The following is a 21,445-nucleotide window of genomic DNA, read 5'->3' as shown; positions in this document are numbered from 1 at the left end:
GTCAAAGGAAAGAGTAAAACTAGCATTAATAGCGGTGTGTAATAAGCTACTAAAACAGGCTTTTGCAATTGCGAAATCAGGATTAATATATGAGGATACTTACAGAAGTACTTTAGTGAAAAGTTAATGCATTTTTACTTGTTTTTTACCACAGTACTTTGTTGGTAGCCGTTTTTTTTCAGTTCAAAAGTCAAAATCTGTATTCCAATTTCAAAAGTACAAATCTTGGCAGTAATCTATATTCAGTTGTTGATGTTCCAATATCGCTGACTGAAAAATTTCTGAACCTTTCGGTATTGAACAAGTTCTTGCCAGTAAGTCCTAAAGTCAGTTTGTTTTCGATGAGTTTGTACCTTGCATCAAAGTCCAAAAAGTAATAAGTATTATCGGTTTGTAAATTTCCAAAATAATAACGTTCAGATTGTATTTGAATATCAATTTTTTTATTGAATACAAAAGATAAATCAAGGAAACTTACATTGTCGGTAAACGAATTGATAACAGTAGTTTCAATTTCGGTTGTTGTCCATTTTGTACCAATATGGTAGTTGAAAACACCTTTAAAACCAGAACGTAATTCTAAACCATAATTATAATTATTAGAGTTTACTTGTCTTAAATTAGAATTGTTTACAATATTTTTAAACTCACTTTTTGAATAGCCTAAATCCAACTTTAAGTTTGAGGATATAAATTTAAAATAATAATCTAATTTAGAATTTACGCTAATAAACTCACGGTCTTTAATCAGTATTTTATCAGCTTGAGTAAAGTTTTGTTCAATAATTGTATTTGTTGAGAAGAAATCGTGATTTTTACTATACAGTATAAATGTATTGGCAAAAAATCGGTCGCTCCAATTACCAAGTTGATAGTTGAAAACCAAACTAGAAGCATCTAACTGATTAAAACTATCTGTTCCTTTTGAAAATGAGCGAAACCCTGTCAAAACAAAATCGCTAAACACGTCCAAAACTCTTGCATTTGTTGTGTTGTAAGAATACGAAGATATAATTTTATTTTTATCATTAATTTTCCAATCAAAACCTAAACTTGGATTGACAAAAAATGGTTTTTGGTTGCTTGATATATTATTGTTTTCTAAACGATTAAATAGTTGATGAATGTTTAGTTTTCCAACAATACCGAAATCATTAATTTTTAATCTGTACTTACTTTTCACATATAAGTCATTAACTTGATAACTTGTTCGGTTTTGATAACCATTTGGCTTGTTTAAAACAGAATTATCTTCTAAAAGCGAAAATTCTGATGTCAATTTGTCTTTTCTGTATTCGTTACCTAATTGAAATTCAAGTAAATGACCGTTTGTTTTTCGGTCTAATAAATGTGCATTAACACCAGCAAATCGCATTTGGTTAGTATTTTGTTGTTTTACATTATTAGTGTTGGTAAAAGAAGGAAATAAATCTTGATAAAAAAATTGATTGATAGTATAGTTTTGAGGTGCTTTTTCGTCAATAAAACGTCCTGTAAGCAAAAAGACTTTTTTGTCTTTAAACTTATTGGTATAACTTATTTTTTGGTCAAAAAGTGTGTTTTGATGCTGTAGATTTTCAATGGTAGAACTACCATTAAAAACTAAATTAGAATTATCATTAAAATCTCCGTTGTTATATTTGGTAGTAGCCTCTAACATTTTGGTTTTAGATATGTTATAAGTAAAATCTAGTTTACCAAAAGCAACTCTATTTTTATTACGTAACTCAAAATCTTGGGTGTTGGTAAAATTTGTACCATTTACATCAGTAATAGCTACGCTGTTTCTAAAAAAATCTGTTTCGTCCCAATTAAAAAAACCTAATGTTTTAATTTTTATTTTTTCGGTTGGATTAAAAATAGCATTTAGCGAAACCAATTCCGCATTATTAAAATTGGTTCTGTTCTGCTTAAAATTGAGACTTTCTGGCGATAGGTTTAGTAACGAATTTACACTTCGGTTGTCGCCAATACTGGCAGGCTCGTTAATGCGAAACGGTCTTACTAAATTTTCAATATCGCCTGTGGCATCGTAGCCGATATTATTAAGATTAGCCAAAAAGTAGTATTTATTTTTTTTACCAAAATTCATTAAGTTTCCTTTTAGTTGATAAAGATTATTATTGCCAATACTGGTTTCAATATTGCCAAACCAAATACGTTTTGATTTTTCGTCTAATTTCAAGTTTAGAGCTACTTTGCTGCTTTCTTCAACACCTTTTAAAAGTCGATTATTAGAATAGTTCTTTAAAACTTCTACTTCTTCAATTGGATAAGCTGGCATATTCTTGGAAAGAATTTTATAACCTCGCTCAAAAAGGTCATCGCCATCTATCATCAATTTTTCAATTTCTTGGTTTCCTATTTTTATTGTTCCATCTGTATTGATGTTAATTCCGGGAATTGTTTTTAATAAATCTTCAACCGTCTGTTCGTTACCTCTAACATAAAATTTTGTTTTAAAAGAAATTGTATCTTCTTTTATGGTCATTGGTAAATCTGCTTTTATAATCACTTCATCCAAGATCATAGCCTTGTCTTTTAAAACAATATCAACTTTGAAATCTTTTTGTTCTTTAGTTATAGATAAAGGTATTGTTTTAGTTACATATCCGAGTGAACTAAAAACTAAATTGTATTTACCAAGTTTTGCTGTTTCAATTTTGTAGTTGCCATTAACGTCAGAATATGAGTATGCAATAATAGAATTAGATAAGCTATCCTTTAAAATTATGCTCACAGAATACAACTTATTTGTATCGTCTTTAATTGAACCAAATATTTTAGTTTGTGAAAAACAAATGTTTTGGATGAACAATAAAGCAAATAAAGCTGTAACAATGTTTAATCTTCTTCTTTTGTTTCTTCTTCCCATTCAAATTTTATTTCAAAACCTGTTCTAAAAAATTTTTGACTAACAATTTTCGCACCTCTAGGTAATTTTGCAATTAATTTCTTGTCTAAATTTTTGTTATTAAACTTTAGTTCTGCATATTCTTTGATAGTTATCGTTTCAAAATTTTTATAGTTTAAATATTCAGAATCAAAATCGTAAGTACTAGATTCTACTTTTTGTAATAACCAATTGTATCTTCTTGTTTCGTCATATATTTCATATATAAGTCCTGGTAAGCCTTGAAATTTCCAAGGACCCGCTTTAATTGGTGTGGATGTGGAATACCAAGCTATATAATTTCTTCCTCTGAAATAGCAAGTAGCTTTAAGTAGTGTAATATCATTAATTATCTTTTTTTCTTCTGTGAGATTCCAACTAAAATTAGGTGTCTTTTCTTTAATTAGTTGACTCTCTTTAAAAATATCGTCTCTAGTAATCAGAGAGTCATTTTCATAATCAAAATAATTAAATCCTTTTTTTCCAGAACTTAATCTAACTTTTATATCTACATTTTCATCTTTTTCTTCGTCCGTTTTGTCTATAATCTCTGTAAAATAAACGGTTTTCTTTTGATTATTATTTATGTATAAATATCCGTCTTTTGTTGTTGGTAATTCAGTATTGTAAATAGCTTTATATGTAATTAATACAGCTTTTTCTTGAGCAAAAGTTAAAAGCGGAAAGAGTAAATAAATTATATATTTCATATTATATTATTTAAGGTTAAGAAAAATAAAGGTTGCACAAATTCAATTTTGCGCAACCTGTATAATTTTTAAAGCTGTGATTCTATATGATCACCAATTGCATCACATTCTTCGGCAGAGCTAACACCCTCAATTTGAAGTGTAGCTTCATAAACCTTGTTTCCTTCTGAATCATAAAAACCGAGTTTAATGTAACAAGTGCCGAAAACTTCTAAATTGTTTTCGATTTTCAGACTGTTACTAGAGTCGGTTGAAGTTAAAGAATTAATTAACTCAACTGCTTCATCGTAGTTTACAGTTGTTACTTCTTTTGCGTTATTAGCAAAAGCAAACGTTCCTACTAGCATAAAAGCTAGTGCAAAAAATACATTTTTCATCGTTAATTGTTTTAACGGTTAGTTTGCCAAACTATACATCTTTTAGGTCTTCGTAATTCGGCAAGCGGATTATTTCGCACTTTTTTAGACCTTTGGTATTCAACTTTCCACTTTTCGAGAGTTAATTTATAATTTTATTTTCTCTTCGTCGAGATTCCGTAAATCGGATGGTTATTAAATTGCTCTGGCTGGTGTGTCAAATGGCTACCAACGTTTATGTATATGAGCTGTGGCGTATTAAAGAACAAACCTCTCCAAATAAAAACTGGCTTTGATAAATCCGCAGGATTTTCCAAATAGTCACGGACCTAGCAATGGATTATACACGGTGTTGTAAAACGTATTTTTATAAATCTAAAATTCCGAATGTTTCTGTATATTGAACATCAATACTAATTATATCGAATTTTGGATTAGTCCCTTTTTTCAATAAAGCCAAAGTGTTTTTTGAACGAACATCAGAAGTTACGAAATGACTAATAGTCTTATCTAAATCAGATTGAGCAAAAAGTTTTGAATCATTAGGAATTATTGCTCGTGGTGATAGTTTTTCCACATTGATTTTGTTTTCCGTAAAAATAATTTTGGCGAATTCCCCTGTTTTTTCAGCGTCTTTTAAGTTAAACGGAACAATTTGGACATTTTTAAGAGGTAAATCGTCAAGTTCTCCGAGAACACAATATTCCGCAATACTGATTGTAGAAATTTTTAGAGCTATTTCATTTTCCAAGAAATATTTAAAGTAACCAACCGCATTTAAGTGAAGTGGATCTTCATCATTAAGTAGTCGAATAAAAAAACTTGTATCTAATAAAACACTATGCTTCATATCCACCTCTTAAATTTAACAACCATTCATCTGGATTAATGTTATTCCAGCTTTTTTTGGCTTTTTTAATTAGTGAGTTCAGATAGTCGCTATCGAATTTTGGTTGATAATCAATTAGTTCTAATAAAAAAAGTGATTTTGTGTCAATTTCGCCAGTTTCAATATTTTGTTTTCCACTCGCTCTAACTCCAAATTTTTTATAGAGTAAATTCTCTTCTCTACCCTTTAAAAATTCTTCTCCAGTTTCAATTGATAGGTATCCATAATCATTAGTATCTAAATGGATATTAGCTTTACTTTTTCCTCCAGCATCTTTTAAGATACCATAAAAGTAGAATTCCGCTTCAACCCAAATATTTTCTGTTCTAAAATATTTAGTAGAGGGATTTATTGTTAATTCATAGTCGTCTTTGAGAGAAGTTTTTATTTGAAATTCATAATTTTTCTGAAGTGATAAATTTTGAATATTTTCAATTGCTCTAGCAGTTTTTAATTCCAAAAAATCTATGGACTCATTAGCTTGAACTTGAGCTAATACAGCACTAAAACCTATTACTGTTTGAATAGTTGTTTTAAACAAATGTCTGACAGAACCTTCTTGAATATCATATGTTATGATTGGTCTATCCTTTTTATTATTAGGATATAGTAAATCCTCAACATTTTGCAAAATTGTTGCAATATGCTTAATATCGTAGTTGTCAGGACTTAAATTTTGATTGCCCGATTTACCTACAACTCGGATTTCTATGTCTCCAATTTTTTCCACAATTCAAAGATACAATTATTTTAATTTGATTTATCGGTTTTGTCTTTTCCATATGTTTTAAAACATGTGTATATAGTTAATGGTGTATATACATTTATTATATCCACACCAAATCTAACCAATTAAATTAGAATGTTTTACAAATATTTCTAAATAATTTTCCCACAAAAAAATAGCCACTCTTATTAAGAAGTGGTTTCATATTATATAACTTTTAGAATGCGTTTTCTATCTATTCAAAAAGCTTATTGAAGTAATTAGCTTCGCTGATTATTTCAACAATTCATAGCTACGTTTAATGAAGTTTGTTAACTCTTCTCCCTTCAATAAGCCTTGTTAAATTAGAATGTTTTACAAATATTTCTACATAATTTTCCCACAAAAAAAACCACTCCCGTTAAGAAGTGGTTTCATATTATATAACTTTTAGAATGCGTTTTCTATCTATTCAAAAAGCTTATAGAAGTATTTAGCTTCGCTGATTATTTCAACAATTCATAGCTACGTTTAATGAAGTTTGTTAACTCTTCACCTTTCAATAAGCCTTGAGATAAACGCGCTAAATCCAAACTCTGCGTGATTAAGCGTTCTTTATCTTCTTTCGTTTTAGATACTAGAATTTCACTCACTAAAGGCGAATTCGTATTCACTATTAAGTTGTACATTTCTGGCATATTACCAAACATGTTCATTCCGCCGCCGCCAGTCTGTTGCATTTCTTTCATACGGCGCATAAATTCTGGCTGCGTAATCATAAATGGCGTAGAGTCGCTATCCATAGTTTCTAATTGTACCGAGAATTTCTCCTGTGGAATAACTTCTTTTAGTAAGTCTTCCAATGTTTTTTTCTCTTCGTCTGACAACTTGGAGATTTTAGTTTCGTCTGTCTTGATTAAATTATCAACATGATCAGCATCCACACGTGCAAACGTGATGTTTTCCTTACTAGATTCTAACTTCTGCATTAAATGCGAAATGATTGGCGAATCTAATAACAACACTTCATATCCTTTAGCTTTAGCCGCTTCAATATAACTGTGTTGGCCATCTTGATTAGATGCATAAAGAATGACTAATTTTCCGTCCTTATCCGTTTGTTTCGCTTTTAACGCGTTGAATAATTCGTCATAAGTATAATATTTACCATCAACGGTTGGGTATAGTGCGAAAGCGTCTGCTTTGTCAAAGAATTTATCTTCAGAAAGCATTCCGTACTCAATAACGACTTTAATATCGTTCCATTTCTTCTCGAAATCCTCACGATTATTGTTAAATAATGATTTTAACTTATCAGCAACTTTACGTGTAATGTAAGATGAAATTTTCTTCACCGCACCATCCGATTGTAAGTAACTACGCGAAACGTTTAACGGAATGTCTGGCGAATCAATTACACCACGTAACATGGTTAAAAATTCTGGAACAATGCCTTCTACATTATCGGTAACATATACCTGATTTTGGTACAGTTGGATTTTATCTTTCTGAACGTTTAATTCGTTCGTCATTTTTGGGAAATATAAGATTCCCGTTAAGTTAAACGGATAATCCACATTTAAATGAATGTGAAATAACGGCTCCTCAAATTGCATTGGGTATAACTCGCGGTAAAAGCTGTTATAATCCGTTTGCTCCAAGTCTGCTGGCAATTTTGTCCAAGCTGGATTGGGATTATTTATAATATTATCAACAGTTATTTGTTTGTGTGGCTCGGTAGTTTCCTTACCATCTTTATCTATTGTTGTAGCAGGTGTAAATTCTGGGTCGTTTATTTCTGTGGTTCCAAATTTAATAGGAATAGGCATAAACTTGTTATATTTCAATAACAATTCGTTAATGCGTGCTTCTTCTAAAAATTCTGTAGAATCTTCTGCAATATGAAGAATAATCTCTGTTCCACGTTCTGTTTTATCTGCTGCTTCTAAAGTGAATTCTGGACTACCATCGCAAGTCCAATGAGCTGCTGGCTCATCTTTGTAAGATTTAGTAATGATTTCTACTTTCTCAGCAACCATAAATGCCGAATAGAAACCTAAACCGAAATGACCGATAATGCCAGAATCTTTTGCCGAATCTTTATATTTATCTAAAAACTCTTCAGCTCCTGAAAAAGCGACTTGGTTAATGTATTTTTCAACCTCTTCGGCCGTCATACCCAAACCTTCATCGATAATATGCAATTTCTTGCCTTCTTTATCAATTTTAACCTCAATTTTCGGATTGCCATATTCTACAGCTACTTCACCTATACTGGTAAGGTGCTTTAACTTTAAAGTCGCATCTGTACCATTACTTATTAGTTCACGTAAAAATATTTCGTGATCACTGTATAAAAACTTTTTAATTAGTGGAAAGATATTCTCTACCGATACATTAATACTTCCTTTTGCCATAATTTTATTTATTACAAATTCCTGCGAAAGCAGGAATCTCATTTAATATTTAACTTATTTGAATTGTAATAGTCAAATAAAGTACCAACTGTTAAAACGTGACAAACTGACAATTTAAAGCATAAAAAAATGCCATTCTGAAAGGAATGGCACTTAAAAAATTTGTTTTCGATTTTTAGTTTTTTGAAGAAGTATCTGTCTCTTTAACTTTATTCTTCACATACGTTTCAAGCCATTCATCTTGCTCCCAAAGCATGTGTAAAATAGATTCTTCAGCAGAATAACCATGACTTTCTCTTGGCAACATAACCAAACGAACTGGCGCACCTAATCCTTTTAAAGCATTAAAATAACGCTCACTTTGTAGCGGATACGTTCCCGAGTTATTATCAGCTTGACCATGAATTAATAATAAGGGTGTTTTCATGGTATGCGCATGCATAAACGGCGACATGGTATTGTACACTTCTGGTGCTTCCCAATAATTACGTTCTTCACTTTGGAAACCAAAAGGTGTTAGTGTTCTGTTATAAGCACCACTTCTAGCAATTCCAGCTGCAAACAAATCAGAATGCGCTAATAAGTTAGCCGTCATAAAAGCACCATAACTATGGCCACCAACGGCAACACGATCTCTATCAATATAACCCAAAGCATCAACGGCATCAATAGCAGCTTTTCCATTACCAACTAATTGCTTGATAAAGGTATCGTTTGGTTGTTCATCGCCTTCGCCAATAATTGGGAAAGCTGCATCGTCTAGGACTACATAACCTCGGCTTACCCAGTAAATAGGGGAACCGTAATATGGATAGGTGAACTCATTAGAACTTGATGTGTTTTGACTTGCGCTACTTTTATCTTTAAATTCACGTGGATATGCCCATAAAATCATTGGGTATTTTTTACCTTTCTCGTAATCTGTTGGTAAGTATAAGGTTCCTGATAAATCCAAACCATCATCGCGCTTATAAGTAATAACTTCTTTTTTTACATTTTGAATACTCTTAAACGGGTTATCAAAAGTTGTTAAAGCGGTTAAACTATTTTTCTTTTTAATATTTCGGATGTAGTAATTTGGGAATTCGTTTTTCGATTCGATGCGAACCAAAAATGTACCATCTTTAGCATCTATAGCCGAACTGATACTTTCTACCTTATCCTCATTCGTTAATTTAGATTGGTATAAACGGTTTGTTTTTTGTGTTTCTAGATTTATTTCATCTATAAATGGAAATTTTCCAGCATCGCTATATCCATCACCAATTAAATAGGCTTTGTTATTATTAACATCCAAAACATACTCATTGAAGTCGTTTTTCGTGGAAACAAAACTACCTGGATTGCTATAAACATCTTGATAGTTTCTGTCGAATAAAACGGTTGGTTCTTGACCTGGGTTAGATGGATTAAAGGTGTACGTTCTAGCATTTCTAGTATTCCACCAAGAATCATAAGCAATCGCCATATTATTGGTTCCCCAAGTAATCCCGCGAAAACGGTCTTTAGTTTTTAAAAGCGATGTTACTTTACCGGTAAAAGGTGCGTCTTGCTCAAAAACTTCATCACGGAACGGTACGTCATTTTCAGGATCACCGCCGTCTAATACTTCTGCCCAATATAGTGTTGCAGGTTTGTCATTTCGCCAGTTTAGGTCACGCATTCCTGTGCGTTCTGCCATAAAACCTTGTGGTAAATCTTCAATTAAAGGTACTTGAAGCATATTCTTTACCAAATCGCCAGTAGCAGTATAAACAGTGGTTTCCGAAGGAAATCTATAATATGGTACTAAATAGGAGAAAGGCTTGTTAATAGTTGTTATCATTAAATAATTGCCATCAGGTGAAAAAGATAAACCACGAAACATATCAACAGATTTCCATAAGCTTGCAGATCCATCAAGAGAAACTTTATATAGTTCCGATTGCGCTAACTGTTCAAAGTTATGTTCGTCGTTTGGATTTTTAAGTAAATCTTGATATGTACGGTTTTGGGCTTTTACGCCAGCCTCACTTACAGAAACTGTTGGACCAGTTGGAACGGCTTCTTTTGTGTTTATCAATGGTTTTCTGTTTTCAGAAAGCATTTTTACTAATAGCGCTTCACTATTCTTAAACCAAACAGCTGGGTTGCCCATATTGGCATTCAGGTTTGGTGCTGTTAATTTTTTAGCGCTTCCTTTTACAATATCTAAAACCCATAACTCGGCGCCTGTAGAAACTGTATTGGTAAACGTCATATGTTTTTGATTTGGCGACCATGAGAAGTTTGCATAGCGACCACTTTTAGGTAAGCCTGCAACCGCTTTAGGATTGCCTTTTTTATCATTTCTGACTTCTATATTATTATAATAGGTAGTACGACTACCAATATTGGTTACTGGATTAATTCGTAAACCACCAAGTCGCATTTCAGTTTCCGAAAGCTCTTCAATAGTTTTATAAGCGCTTCTGTAGAGAAACACAATGTTTTCGCCATTACTATCCATACGAATACTTGGCGCTAAAGGCGCTTCGGCTAATTCTAAAATGTTTTTGTGGGGTTTCTGATAAGTTAGATTTTCTTGAGAAAAGCCTAAAATTACAAATAAAAATAGGCAACAGGTCAATAATGATTTCATAATAAAAGAGTTGTTTTTTTTAAGTAGTGAAAGATAGCAAAAACATTTTGGATCGAAAGAAGATTAACTGTCAGATTGCCCTGTTTGTTATGCGTGCATAACGAATGCAATTGCCTTTTGAAAACTCCTATCTAGGAAATAGCTAAATTGCAGGCAGACTAATCATAAAATTTCCTTTCGTTCTGATAGTTATCGTAATTAGGATATGGAAATTGAAAACAAATAATTTTCAATGTATAATTCAAAAATAATAGGTTTAGGTCATTATGTACCTGACAATGTGGTTACTAATGACGATCTATCGAAAATGATGGATACAAACGATGCTTGGATTCAGGAGCGAACAGGAATAAAGGAACGCCGTTGGGCAAAAAAGGGTTCTGGAGATACCACTGCAACTATGGGTGTAAAGGCGGCGAAAGTTGCTATTGAACGTGCCGGAATAGACAAAGATGATATCGATTTTATTGTATTCGCCACTTTAAGTCCGGATATGTATTTTCCAGGTCCTGGTGTACAAGTACAACACGCGTTGGATATTAAAACGGTTGGCGCTTTAGATGTTAGAAATCAATGTTCTGGTTTTATTTATGCCATGTCGGTTGCCGATAACTTTATTAAAACCGGTATGTATAAAAACATTCTGGTTATTGGTAGCGAATTGCATTCACACGGTTTAGATAAAACAACACGTGGTCGTGGTGTTTCTGTTATTTTTGGCGATGGTGCAGGTGCTGCGGTTTTAACGCGAGAAGAAGATAATAGCAAAGGTATTTTATCTACACACTTACATTCGCAAGGCGAGCACGCTGAAGAACTAGTTTTGGTAGCACCTGGAATGGGGAAACGTTGGGTTAATGATATTTTAGCTGAAAAAAATCCAGAAGAAGATGAAAGTTATTTCCCACACATGAATGGACAGTTTGTTTTCAAAAATGCCGTGGTTCGTTTTAGCGAAGTCATAATGGAAGGTCTAGAAAAAAATAAATTGGCAGTAGATGATATTGATATGTTGATTCCACATCAAGCGAATTTACGTATTTCACAGTTTATTCAAAAACGATTTAAATTGAACGACGATCAAGTCTTCAATAATATTCAGAAGTATGGTAATACAACTGCCGCTTCAATTCCTATTGCATTATCTGAAGCATGGGAGCAAGGTAAAATTAAAGAAGGCGATACCGTAGTGCTTGCTGCTTTTGGTAGTGGTTTTACTTGGGGAAGCGTCATTATCAAGTGGTAACCAAATTCCTTCGTAGGAAGGAATCTTATTATAAAAAGCCTCGGAACTTAATTGATTCGAGGTTTTTCTTTTTTGGTCATTTTAAAATATCCATTCAAACGCATAAAAAAACCCGAAACATCTCTGCTTCGGGTTTCTCCTATTAACCAATTTAACTAACACTAAACTATAAACCAAATAGTTTAAATAATTACTTAAAACTTATCACTTGCCTATATAGACGTAGAAAAGCTGCTTTTATTTCAAACCTTAACATTTTTAACTATCATTTAACATTGCAAGGGTTTAAATCAAGGCTTTAACCTTTAAATTCTCTGGTGTTTATAGAGGTTGTTATCTGGAGTTTTCAATTATAATGTTTTCTAAAATTCTTTGTTAGTATCAAAACAGACGATTATATTTGATAGTCAATTCGATATTTTTCAATTAAAGCTAAAACAATAACTATGCGTAAAAAAACATTAGTAATAGGAGCCTCATTAAAACCAAATCGATACTCTAATATCGCTATTGAGCGCTTGGTAAGTTTTCAGCATGAAGTGGTTGCTTATGGGTTGCGCGCCGGAACGATTGCAGGAATCAGCATTGATACCCAATTAAAACCCTATTCAGCAATTGATACGGTTACTTTATACTTGAATCCGCAACGACAAGTTGAATATTACGATTATATTATTTCCTTAAATCCAAAACGTGTTATTTTTAATCCTGGAACGGAAAATCCTGATTTTTATAAGTTATTGAAAGCTGCAAATATAGAAAGCGAAGTAGCTTGCACACTCGTTTTACTTTCTACGAATCAGTACTAAACCTAAAAAGGTTAGAAGACCGTTTAGAATTAAAATTTCGAAACCAATTTTATAACCACCGAATAATTCGGCAGAATAGATATTAATTATATATGAAATTATTGGCGCGAGTATAGCAATAATCCATACGTATTTATCTTTCAATTCGGCTTTGGTTAAAATTCCAAAGGCAAATAATCCCAATAAAGGTCCATAAGTATATCCTGCGGCTTTAAACAATTCCCAGATTACAGATACATCTTTAAATAAGGTATCAAAGAGAATTATAACAGCAACCAAAACAACGCTAACCATTATATGAACACGCTTTCGTATAGATTTTCTTTTCTTCTCTGGTTTTTTGTCGATTTCTATAATATCTATACAAAAGGACGTTGTTAAAGCTGTTAAAGCTGAATCAGCGCTAGAATAAGCCGCAGCAATTAAACCAAGTATAAAAAATGCCGATGTTATGATGCCAATTTCTGGTAGCATGGCAATGGTTGGGAATAAATTGTCTTTATCGGCAGTAATACCGTGTTGTTGTGCATACTGCGTTAACATTAACCCCAGGGCTAAAAATAGAATATTAACAAAAATTAACACAATACTAAAGGTAACCATATTTTTCTGTGCTTCTTTTAAGTTTCTACATGTCAGGTTTTTTTGCATCATATCTTGATCCAAGCCCGTCATAGTAATAGTGATAAACATACCTGCTAAAAAGCTTTTAATGAAGAATTGTGCGTCATTAGAATCATCAAAAAAGAACACCTTACTCATGGCATTATCTTTTACGTTATAATAAATTTCTGGAACACCATTCAAATCTAAAGCTGTAGCCAAAAATGAAATTGTTACCACAACCGATATCAGCATAAAAAGTGTCTGTAAAGTATCCGTAAAAATAATAGTTTTTATTCCACCTTTAAACGTGTACAACCAAATGAGCGCAATGGTTATAATAACAGTAAGCGGAAATGGCACCCCTAAATTATCAAATACTAATAGTTGTAATACTTTTGCGACTAAAAATAACCTGAAAGCGGCACCAACGGTTCTGGAAATTAAAAATGCTACCGAGCCGGTTTTGTAACTTGTATTACCAAATCTATCACGTAAATACGTGTAAATAGACGTTAAATTCATTTTGTAATACAAGGGTAAAAGCACATACGCAATTACCAAATACCCAAAAAAGTAACCAAAAACTACCTGTAAATACCCAAATTGTTTGGTTTCAACAGCGCCTGGAACGGAAATAAACGTCACGCCAGATAAGGATGCGCCAATCATACCGAAAGCAACCAAGTACCAAGGTGCTGATTTATTTGCTTTGAAAAATGCTTCGTTGGAATCCTCTTGTCCTGTAAAATAGGAGATAAGGATCAGTACTACAAAATATGCGGCAATTAAAAGAATGATTTGCGTTGGGCTCATAATGGTTTAAAAATGTGTCGCAAAGTACAAATTACCATTGTATATGCAATTCTTAAATGTAAAATCGTAAATTCGCGTTTATGGAATTTTCATCGAAACTTTTAGAGAAAGCTGTTAACGAAATGTCGCAATTACCAGGTATTGGTAAGCGTACTGCTTTGCGTTTGGTTTTACATTTGTTGAATCAGCCTGAAAGTCAAACTTTTCAATTGGTAGATGCCTTGAAAACGATGCGTTCGGATATTAAGTTTTGTAAAAGTTGCCACAATATAAGTGATGTGGAGTTATGCGAAATTTGCTCTAATCCAAATCGCATTAGTGATGTTATTTGTGTAGTTGAAGATATTCGCGACGTCATGGCCATTGAGAATACAAGTTCCTTTAAAGGTTTATATCATGTTTTGGGTGGTAAAATTTCACCTATGGATGGTATTGGACCACAGGATTTGAATATTCAAACGTTAGTTGAAAAAGTAAAACAAGGTGAAGTAAAAGAACTTATTTTTGCCTTGGGATCAACTATGGAAGGTGATACGACCAACTTTTATATCTACCGACAAATTCAAGATTATAATGTAGTAACGTCTACAATTGCCCGAGGTATTTCTGTTGGGAATGAATTGGAATATACAGATGAAATTACATTAGGCCGGAGTATTGTTAATCGGATTCCATTTGAAGCATCGCTAAAATCGTAAGTTTTTGAAACTATCCGTAATAATATTAAATTATAACGTTCGCTATTTTCTGGAGCTCTGCATAAAAAGTGTGGAAAAGTCACTAGTTGATATAGATGCTGAAATAATTGTTGTTGATAATCGGTCGTCTGACAAAAGCTGTGAGATGGTTAAAGAATTATTTCCAAAGGTGAAATTAATTGAAAATCCTTCCAACGAAGGTTTTTCAAAAGGAAATAATTTAGGCGTAAAAGCAGCAAAGGGAGAATATTTGTGTATTTTAAACCCGGATACCATTGTTGCCGAAGACACTTTTAAAGTTCTTTTAGATTTTGCCGATAAGCAAGATAGGCTAGGAATTGTTGGCTGCCGATTAATGGATGGTACTGGAAAGTTTTTACCCGAAAGTAAACGTAATATTCCGAAACCATTGGTGGCGCTAAAAAAACTTTTAGGCAATCCAGATTTGTATTACGCTAATCAATTAAGCGAATATGATATTGGTGAAGCAGCTGTTTTTGTTGGTGCTTTTATGTTAGTGAAAAAAGCCGTTTATGATGAGGTAGGCGGATTTGATGAAGATTATTTTATGTATGGTGAGGATATAGATTTGTCCTACAGGGTTTTAAAATCAGGATATAGAAACTATTACAATGGTAGCATGACTATTGTTCATTATAAAGGTGAAAGTACACTGAAAGACGTCAACTACGCCCAGCGCTTTTACGGTGCGATGCAGATTTTTTATAGAAAACATTTTAAGAGTAATTTAGTGTTTAATGGTTTGGTATGGTTTGGTGTTCGGAGCGCTTATTTAATGCGATCCGAACCAGAAGTTGTTAAAATGGCAATAAAAAATTATGTTGTCCAAACAGAAAAAAAATCGCATATTTTGGAGTCAACTTTACGAAATCCAGTTATATTAGTTTCAAAAGTAACCAAAGTTGATCCGTTTACAGAAGTTATTTTTGACGCCAATAGCATGAGTTATAAAGAGATATTTGAACATATTACTGATTTAAAAGATAACGCAGATGTATCGTTTAAAATTCTACCAAATAATGCTAATTTTATTATCGGTAGTAATTGTTCTAGAAATCGAGGAGAGATACAAGTATTAACAAAGAATTAATCAATAAAACTGCAATGAAATTGATGATTTTTCATTAATTTTGCAGTCAAAATCTAAAAACATACGGTTTAGTTACAGATATGGCAAAATTTGAATTAAAGCTCCCTAAAATGGGGGAAAGTGTAGCAGAAGCAACCATTACATCTTGGTTAAAAGAAGTGGGTGACACAATTGAAGCAGACGAAGCAGTTCTTGAAATTGCAACGGATAAAGTGGATAGTGAAGTTCCTAGTGAAGTAGACGGTGTATTAGTTGAAATTATGTTTAACGTGGACGATGTCGTACAAGTTGGACAAACTATTGCTATTATTGAAACAGATGGCGATTCGGCAGCGGTTGAAGCAGCGCCAAAATCAGAAATAACAAAAGAAGCAGCTGCAGTAGCAAATGTTTCCAAAACAGTAACGGCAGCTAAAGAAACATCGGCGCCTGTGGAATCTTCAGACGATCGCTTTTATTCACCATTAGTGAAAAATATCGCTACAAAAGAAGGTGTTTCACAAAGCGATTTAGATGCTATTTCTGGAACAGGAAAAGATGGTCGTGTTACTAAAAATGATATACTAAAGTATTTAGAAAATCGTTCAGCATCACCAAAAATGGAGTCGAAAGCGCAGCCAGTACAGCAAGCAGCTTCAAAACAACCAGAAAAACCTAAAGTAGCTCCAGTTGTTGCTTCCGGTGATGACGAGATTATTGAAATGACCAGAATGGGCAAATTAATAGCTAATCACATGGTGGATTCAGTTCAAACATCGGCACACGTTCAAAGTTTTATTGAAGCCGATGTGACGAAAATTTGGAACTGGCGTAAAAAAGTAAAAGATGGTTTTGCAAAACGTGAAGGTGAAAACTTAACCTTTACACCAATTTTTATGGAAGCCATTGCAAAAGCATTACGTGACTTCCCAATGATGAATATTTCCTTACAAGGTGATACCATTATTAAGAAAAAACATATTAATCTAGGTATGGCTGCAGCTTTAGGTAACGGTGATTTAATAGTTCCTGTTATTAAAGATGCAGATCAACTAAATTTAATTGGAATGGCTAAAAAGGTTAACGATTTAGCTAATAGAGCTAGGTTAAACCAATTAAAACCAGACGATATTCAAGGTGGAACTTATACGGTAACAAACGTGGGTACTTTTGGAAGTATCATGGGAACCCCAATTATTAATCAGCCACAAGTAGGTATTTTAGCATTAGGTGCTATTAGAAAAGTACCAGCTGTAATAGAAACGCCAGAAGGTGACTTTATTGGTATTCGTTACAAGATGTTCTTATCGCATTCTTATGACCACAGAGTTGTAAACGGTGCCTTAGGAGGTCAGTTTGTGAAAGCTGTAAAAGATTATTTAGAGGCGTGGGATTCTAATCGCGAGATCTAAAAAATCTCTTTAAAAAAAGGGATCTTAATTAAAGACAAAAAGCACAATCGGAAGATTGTGCTTTTTTATTTCAATCACATTTGAATCACAATCACCTTTTATATTTAGGTTAATCTTACCTTTTCTGAATTGTTATGTCTAGCCAAAGAATAAATATGCTCCAAGTATAGAAATTAAACAGAGCATAACCAGTCCCACGATAACATTAGGAAAATGTTGAGAAATTGCTTTGTTATCTTTAATTTTTCTTCCTGTTGTAAAGTGTTTCATTGATTTTGATTTACCTATAATTTTAAAAAACAGATATCGAGAAATGCCTCCAGGTAAATCAACTATAAGGCCTCTAAAGAATATTTCAATTATTAAATCCATCTGTAATCTTTATTGTTTTATCAATTTGAAATATTTCTATTCTTCGTTTTGAAAGCTAATGCTTTGTTTCCCGATAAAACCAAGTAAATAATGCATAAAGCTATTAAGAACAAAAATAAATTTTCGTGGTTTTGCATAAAAGCAATTAGAATAGAAATAAGAGAACTGGTAATCATTCCAGTTGAGAATAAAATGCCGAATCGTTTATGGAGTTTGCTTACTTTTTTAATAATCGCGCTACTAATTCCCATTATGAATCCCAAGCCCCAAAGAAAGCATGAATATAAATGGCGATTTTAATTATGTCTTCCATGAAGTTGTATTTATTTGTGTTCTTCAAAAATCTAAAAATGACATTGTTTTTAGAATTAATAAAACCCCAGCTGCATCATTTTAAGGACGAAACGTCTTTTCTTTTAAGAAATTCGAATAATTTTTTGAGAATCCGGTTTTTGACATACTAGCAAGAAAATCTGCGAGCATATGCGTAATTAGCAGGAATTAAAGATTAGTGCTGGGAAGAATTATCCCGCAGATTTCGCGGATTTACGCAGAATGGAATCAAACATTTGTTTTTTGCGATGAAATAAATATGTTATTAAAATAAGGTGATTTATAGCATTATGATGTGTTACGGACAATCAATAAATATTAAAGGAACTGCTTCTGAAAAGTTAAGTAATCGGCAATCTTTAGATGGTTTCCTTTTAATTCTAATTATCTTTTTATCTTTGTGCAAAATAAAAATCATGAAACTTAATCTTACCAAGCCTATTTGTTTTTTCGATCTGGAAACAACCGGAATTAGCATTACAACAGATAGAGTTGTTGAAATAGCCATTCTAAAAGTGCATCCAAACGGAAAAGAAGAATCGACACGTTGGTTGGTTAATCCTGAAATGCCTATTCCAAAAGAAGTTACCGAGATTCATGGAATTTCTGATGCAGATGTGGCAGATGCTCCAACTTTTAAAGAAATAGCAAAAGAAATTAGTCTGGTGATTAAAGATTCAGATTTAGGGGGTTTCAATTCTAACAGATTTGATATTCCGCTTTTAGCTGAAGAAATGTTACGTTCTGATGTCGATTTCGATATGAAAAATCGTGTATCCGTAGATGTGCAAACTATTTTTCATAAAATGGAACAACGAACATTGGGTGCCGCTTATAAATTTTATTGCAATGAAACTTTGGAAGGTGCTCATACAGCTGAAGCAGATACCAATGCTACTTACCAAGTGCTAAAAGCGCAGGTAGCTAGATATGAGGAGTTGGAAAATGATACTAAATTTTTAGCAGAATTTAGCTCGCGTAAAAAATTCGCAGATTTCGCTGGATTTATCAGTTTCAATAAAAAAGGAGAAGAATGCTTCTCTTTCGGAAAACATAAGGGAAAATTAGTAACGGATATTTTAGAAACAGAACCAGGCTATTTTGGTTGGTTGCTTAATGCCGATTTTCCTTTATATACCAAAAAAGTTTTGACAGCTATTAAATTAAGAGCTTTTAATAATAAATTGGATTAGGTTTTATTCCCAATAGCGATACAGCTAGTCAACTTAATAACAAACAATAAATAGCATTCATCAATGAAAATTATCTGCATCGGAAGAAACTATACCGAACACATTAAGGAGTTGGAAAACGAAAAACCGACGGAGCCTGTAGTTTTTTTAAAACCAGATACGGCAGTATTGCTAAAAAAACAACCTTTTTTTATCCCCGATTTTTCCAATGATGTGCATTATGAGGTGGAGATTTTAGTTAAAATAAATAGAGTAGGGAAGTATATCGATCAGAAATTTGCGCATAAATATTATGATGAAATTGGATTAGGAATCGACTTTACGGCTCGCGACTTGCAATCGCAATTAAAAGCAAAAGGACTGCCTTGGGAGAAGGCAAAAGCATTTGATGGTTCAGCTGTAATAGGGAATTGGTTATCAAAAGAAGAATTTGAAGATATTAATAATATTAAGTTCTCTTTAAAAAAGAATGACCAATTAGTTCAAGAAGGAGAGACTAGCCACATGCTTTGGAAAATAGATGAATTAATAGAATACGTCTCTAAATATTTTACTTTGAAGATTGGGGATATTATATTTACAGGTACGCCAGCTGGAGTAGGGAAAGTAGAGGCTAACGATCAGTTAACAGGATTTATAGAAAAAAAACAAATGTTTTCAATACTAGCAAAATAAATGGAAAAGCATTATAAATTATTTCGAATTCGTGAATTAGCGGATAATGATGAAGAGTTTGTAGCCGCTTTGGCCGCTGCATTTCTTGAGGAAGTTCCTGAAGATTTAGAAAATCTTAAAACGGCTGTAAGTAAGAATGATTTTGAATCTGCCTATCAAGCGGCTCATAAAATGAAACCAACAATTGATTTGTTTGAATTAGGCGTTTTAGACGACTTAATTGAAGTTCAAGAATGGGGTAAATTCAAAAAAAAAGACACTGATGTTTCTGCTAGTTTAGCAAAAGTTGATGCAGCAATTAGCAATACAGTTGATGAAATTAAATTAGACTTTAATTTATAATGCAAGCAGAAATTATTACCATTGGCGATGAAATTCTCATTGGACAGATTTTAGATACCAATTCTGCCTTTATAAGTAAAGCGTTGAATAAAATTGGTGTTTCTGTGTATCAAATTACCTCTGTACAAGATGATATGGCTCATATTATCAAGTCTATGAAGGAGGCCGAAGAAAACGCCGACATCATCATTATAACTGGAGGATTGGGACCCACAAAAGACGATATTACCAAAAGGACTATATGTGATTATTTTCAAGATCACCTCGTTCAAAGCGAAGCCGTTTTGGAAAACATAAAACATATATGGAAAACATATATTAAACAGCCATTAGCACAAGTTAATATAGATCAAGCTTTAGTACCATCTAAAGCGAGTGTGCTCATGAATAAATATGGTAGTGCTCCAGGAATGTGGATGGAAAAAAACGGTAAAGTTTTTATTTCTTTGCCAGGTGTGCCTTTTGAAATGAAAGCGCTAATGGATGATGAAGTGATTCCGCGACTACGTGAAACCTATCAATTTCCATACATTGAACATATTACTATTTTAACTCATGGTTTAGGTGAAAGCTCATTAGCTGAGCGCATTGAAGCATGGGAAGACAATTTGCCTCCTTTTATTAAATTAGCTTATTTACCTGGTTTAGGCCGGGTTCGTTTGCGTTTGTCGGCCAAATCCAATGATAGGGAAATGGTGGAAACAGAAATGAAAGCGCAAGTAAAAATGCTCCTCCCGCAAATTGAGGATGTTTTTGTGAGTTTTGAAACGGATGAATCTATTGAGGTTTTAATAGGCAGGCAATTAACTAGTTTAGGTAAAACCTTATCCATAGCAGAAAGTTGTACAGGTGGGAAAATGGCTCAATTAATAACCAAGAATCCAGGTGCTTCAAAGTATTTTAAAGGCAGTGTGGTTACATATGCTTCGGAATCTAAAACAGATGTTTTACAGGTGCCAGAAGCTTTGATTGAGGCGCATTCGGTGGTTAGTGGACCGGTTACAGAGGCGATGGCTAGACGCGCTAGGGAATTATTTAAAACTGATTATGCAATAGCAACTACTGGAAATGCAGGTCCGGATAAGGGCGATTCGGATGTTGAAATCGGTACTGTTTATATTGCACTTGCGACCAAAGATCATGTGTTTTCTGAAAAATTTGAGTTGGGAAATCACCGAACAAAAGTGATTATGAAAGCCGTAAATAAAGGGTTTGAAATGCTTCAAAAAGAAATTTTAAAAAAGTAACGAATTTAGTTTGTTGAT

General features: G+C 33.1%; 18 protein-coding genes. 9 read left to right on the top strand and 9 right to left on the bottom strand.

The window, feature by feature from the left end; genetic code table 11:
- Positions 1–190: 190 nt before the first annotated feature.
- From BZARG_RS09045 to BZARG_RS09015, 7 genes are all read right to left on the bottom strand, one after another.
- Positions 191–2,875, bottom strand: a complete 2,685-nt coding sequence (locus BZARG_RS09045; protein ID WP_008637523.1) for a carboxypeptidase-like regulatory domain-containing protein — start codon at positions 2,873–2,875, stop codon at positions 191–193.
- Positions 2,845–3,603, bottom strand: coding sequence for a GLPGLI family protein (locus BZARG_RS09040; RefSeq protein ID WP_008637525.1), 759 nt, complete (start codon positions 3,601–3,603; stop codon positions 2,845–2,847). The genes BZARG_RS09045 and BZARG_RS09040 overlap by 31 nt, the downstream gene beginning before the upstream one ends.
- Before the next feature lie 68 nt (positions 3,604–3,671).
- On the bottom strand, positions 3,672–3,980 hold the full coding sequence (locus tag BZARG_RS09035; RefSeq protein WP_008637457.1) for a hypothetical protein: 309 nt from the start codon (positions 3,978–3,980) through the stop codon (positions 3,672–3,674).
- Between the two features lie 346 nt (positions 3,981–4,326).
- Complete coding sequence (locus BZARG_RS09030) at positions 4,327–4,809, bottom strand: PIN domain-containing protein (protein WP_008637468.1); 483 nt, start codon at positions 4,807–4,809, stop codon at positions 4,327–4,329.
- Entirely contained in the window at positions 4,799–5,578 is a 780-nt protein-coding gene (locus tag BZARG_RS09025) for a hypothetical protein (protein ID WP_008637536.1), read from the bottom strand. Before BZARG_RS09025 ends, BZARG_RS09030 begins: the two co-directional genes overlap by 11 nt.
- 482 nt (positions 5,579–6,060) lie before the next feature.
- Positions 6,061–7,971 (bottom strand): molecular chaperone HtpG, encoded by a 1,911-nt coding sequence (gene htpG, locus BZARG_RS09020; RefSeq protein ID WP_008637469.1) that lies wholly within the window; start codon positions 7,969–7,971, stop codon positions 6,061–6,063.
- 175 nt (positions 7,972–8,146) lie between these two features.
- Complete coding sequence (locus BZARG_RS09015; protein WP_008637476.1) at positions 8,147–10,591, bottom strand: alpha/beta hydrolase family protein; 2,445 nt, start codon at positions 10,589–10,591, stop codon at positions 8,147–8,149.
- Positions 10,592–10,823: 232 nt separating this feature from the next.
- On the opposite strand from BZARG_RS09015, the gene BZARG_RS09010 reads away from it, so the two are divergent.
- The gene (locus BZARG_RS09010; protein WP_008637546.1) at positions 10,824–11,837 is read left to right on the top strand and encodes a 3-oxoacyl-ACP synthase III family protein; all 1,014 of its coding nucleotides are present in this window, start codon (positions 10,824–10,826) and stop codon (positions 11,835–11,837) included.
- 446 nt (positions 11,838–12,283) lie between these two features.
- The gene (locus BZARG_RS09005) at positions 12,284–12,646 is read left to right on the top strand and encodes a CoA-binding protein (RefSeq protein WP_008637500.1); all 363 of its coding nucleotides are present in this window, start codon (positions 12,284–12,286) and stop codon (positions 12,644–12,646) included.
- Here the strand turns inward: BZARG_RS09005 and BZARG_RS09000 are convergent.
- Positions 12,623–14,065 (bottom strand): sodium:solute symporter, encoded by a 1,443-nt coding sequence (locus BZARG_RS09000; protein ID WP_008637478.1) that lies wholly within the window; start codon positions 14,063–14,065, stop codon positions 12,623–12,625. The two genes, BZARG_RS09005 and BZARG_RS09000, sit on opposite strands and share 24 nt — an antisense overlap.
- Before the next feature lie 80 nt (positions 14,066–14,145).
- Between BZARG_RS09000 and recR the strand changes: the two genes are divergently transcribed.
- The 3 genes from recR (at position 14,146) to BZARG_RS08985 (ending at position 17,265) form a co-directional block, all read left to right on the top strand.
- Complete coding sequence (gene recR, locus BZARG_RS08995) at positions 14,146–14,763, top strand: recombination mediator RecR (protein WP_008637537.1); 618 nt, start codon at positions 14,146–14,148, stop codon at positions 14,761–14,763.
- Positions 14,764–14,767: 4 nt separating this feature from the next.
- Positions 14,768–15,874: a glycosyltransferase family 2 protein gene (locus BZARG_RS08990; protein ID WP_040288331.1), complete on the top strand. Its 1,107-nt coding sequence runs from the start codon at positions 14,768–14,770 to the stop codon at positions 15,872–15,874.
- Positions 15,875–15,954: 80 nt separating this feature from the next.
- Positions 15,955–17,265 (top strand): dihydrolipoamide acetyltransferase family protein, encoded by a 1,311-nt coding sequence (locus BZARG_RS08985; RefSeq protein WP_040288329.1) that lies wholly within the window; start codon positions 15,955–15,957, stop codon positions 17,263–17,265.
- Between the two features lie 138 nt (positions 17,266–17,403).
- Here BZARG_RS08985 and BZARG_RS08980 read toward each other — a convergent pair whose 3' ends face one another.
- Positions 17,404–17,637 carry a hypothetical protein gene (locus BZARG_RS08980; RefSeq protein ID WP_008637465.1) on the bottom strand — a complete coding sequence of 78 codons (234 nt, stop codon included), beginning with the start codon at positions 17,635–17,637 and terminating at the stop codon, positions 17,404–17,406.
- 749 nt (positions 17,638–18,386) lie between these two features.
- Between BZARG_RS08980 and BZARG_RS08970 the strand changes: the two genes are divergently transcribed.
- From BZARG_RS08970 to BZARG_RS08955, 4 genes are all read left to right on the top strand, one after another.
- On the top strand, positions 18,387–19,163 hold the full coding sequence (locus tag BZARG_RS08970; RefSeq protein ID WP_008637538.1) for a 3'-5' exonuclease: 777 nt from the start codon (positions 18,387–18,389) through the stop codon (positions 19,161–19,163).
- A gap of 63 nt (positions 19,164–19,226) precedes the next feature.
- Positions 19,227–19,838 carry a fumarylacetoacetate hydrolase family protein gene (locus BZARG_RS08965; RefSeq protein ID WP_008637489.1) on the top strand — a complete coding sequence of 204 codons (612 nt, stop codon included), beginning with the start codon at positions 19,227–19,229 and terminating at the stop codon, positions 19,836–19,838.
- Positions 19,839–20,180, top strand: coding sequence for an Hpt domain-containing protein (locus BZARG_RS08960; RefSeq protein WP_008637541.1), 342 nt, complete (start codon positions 19,839–19,841; stop codon positions 20,178–20,180).
- Positions 20,180–21,427, top strand: coding sequence for a CinA family nicotinamide mononucleotide deamidase-related protein (locus tag BZARG_RS08955; RefSeq protein WP_008637492.1), 1,248 nt, complete (start codon positions 20,180–20,182; stop codon positions 21,425–21,427). The genes BZARG_RS08960 and BZARG_RS08955 overlap by 1 nt, the downstream gene beginning before the upstream one ends.
- Positions 21,428–21,445 lie beyond the last annotated feature (18 nt).

Source organism: Bizionia argentinensis JUB59, from assembly GCF_000224335.1.
In the GTDB taxonomy this organism is placed as follows: domain Bacteria; phylum Bacteroidota; class Bacteroidia; order Flavobacteriales; family Flavobacteriaceae; genus Algorimicrobium; species Algorimicrobium argentinense.
This window is presented reverse-complemented; position numbering and strand designations above follow the sequence as displayed.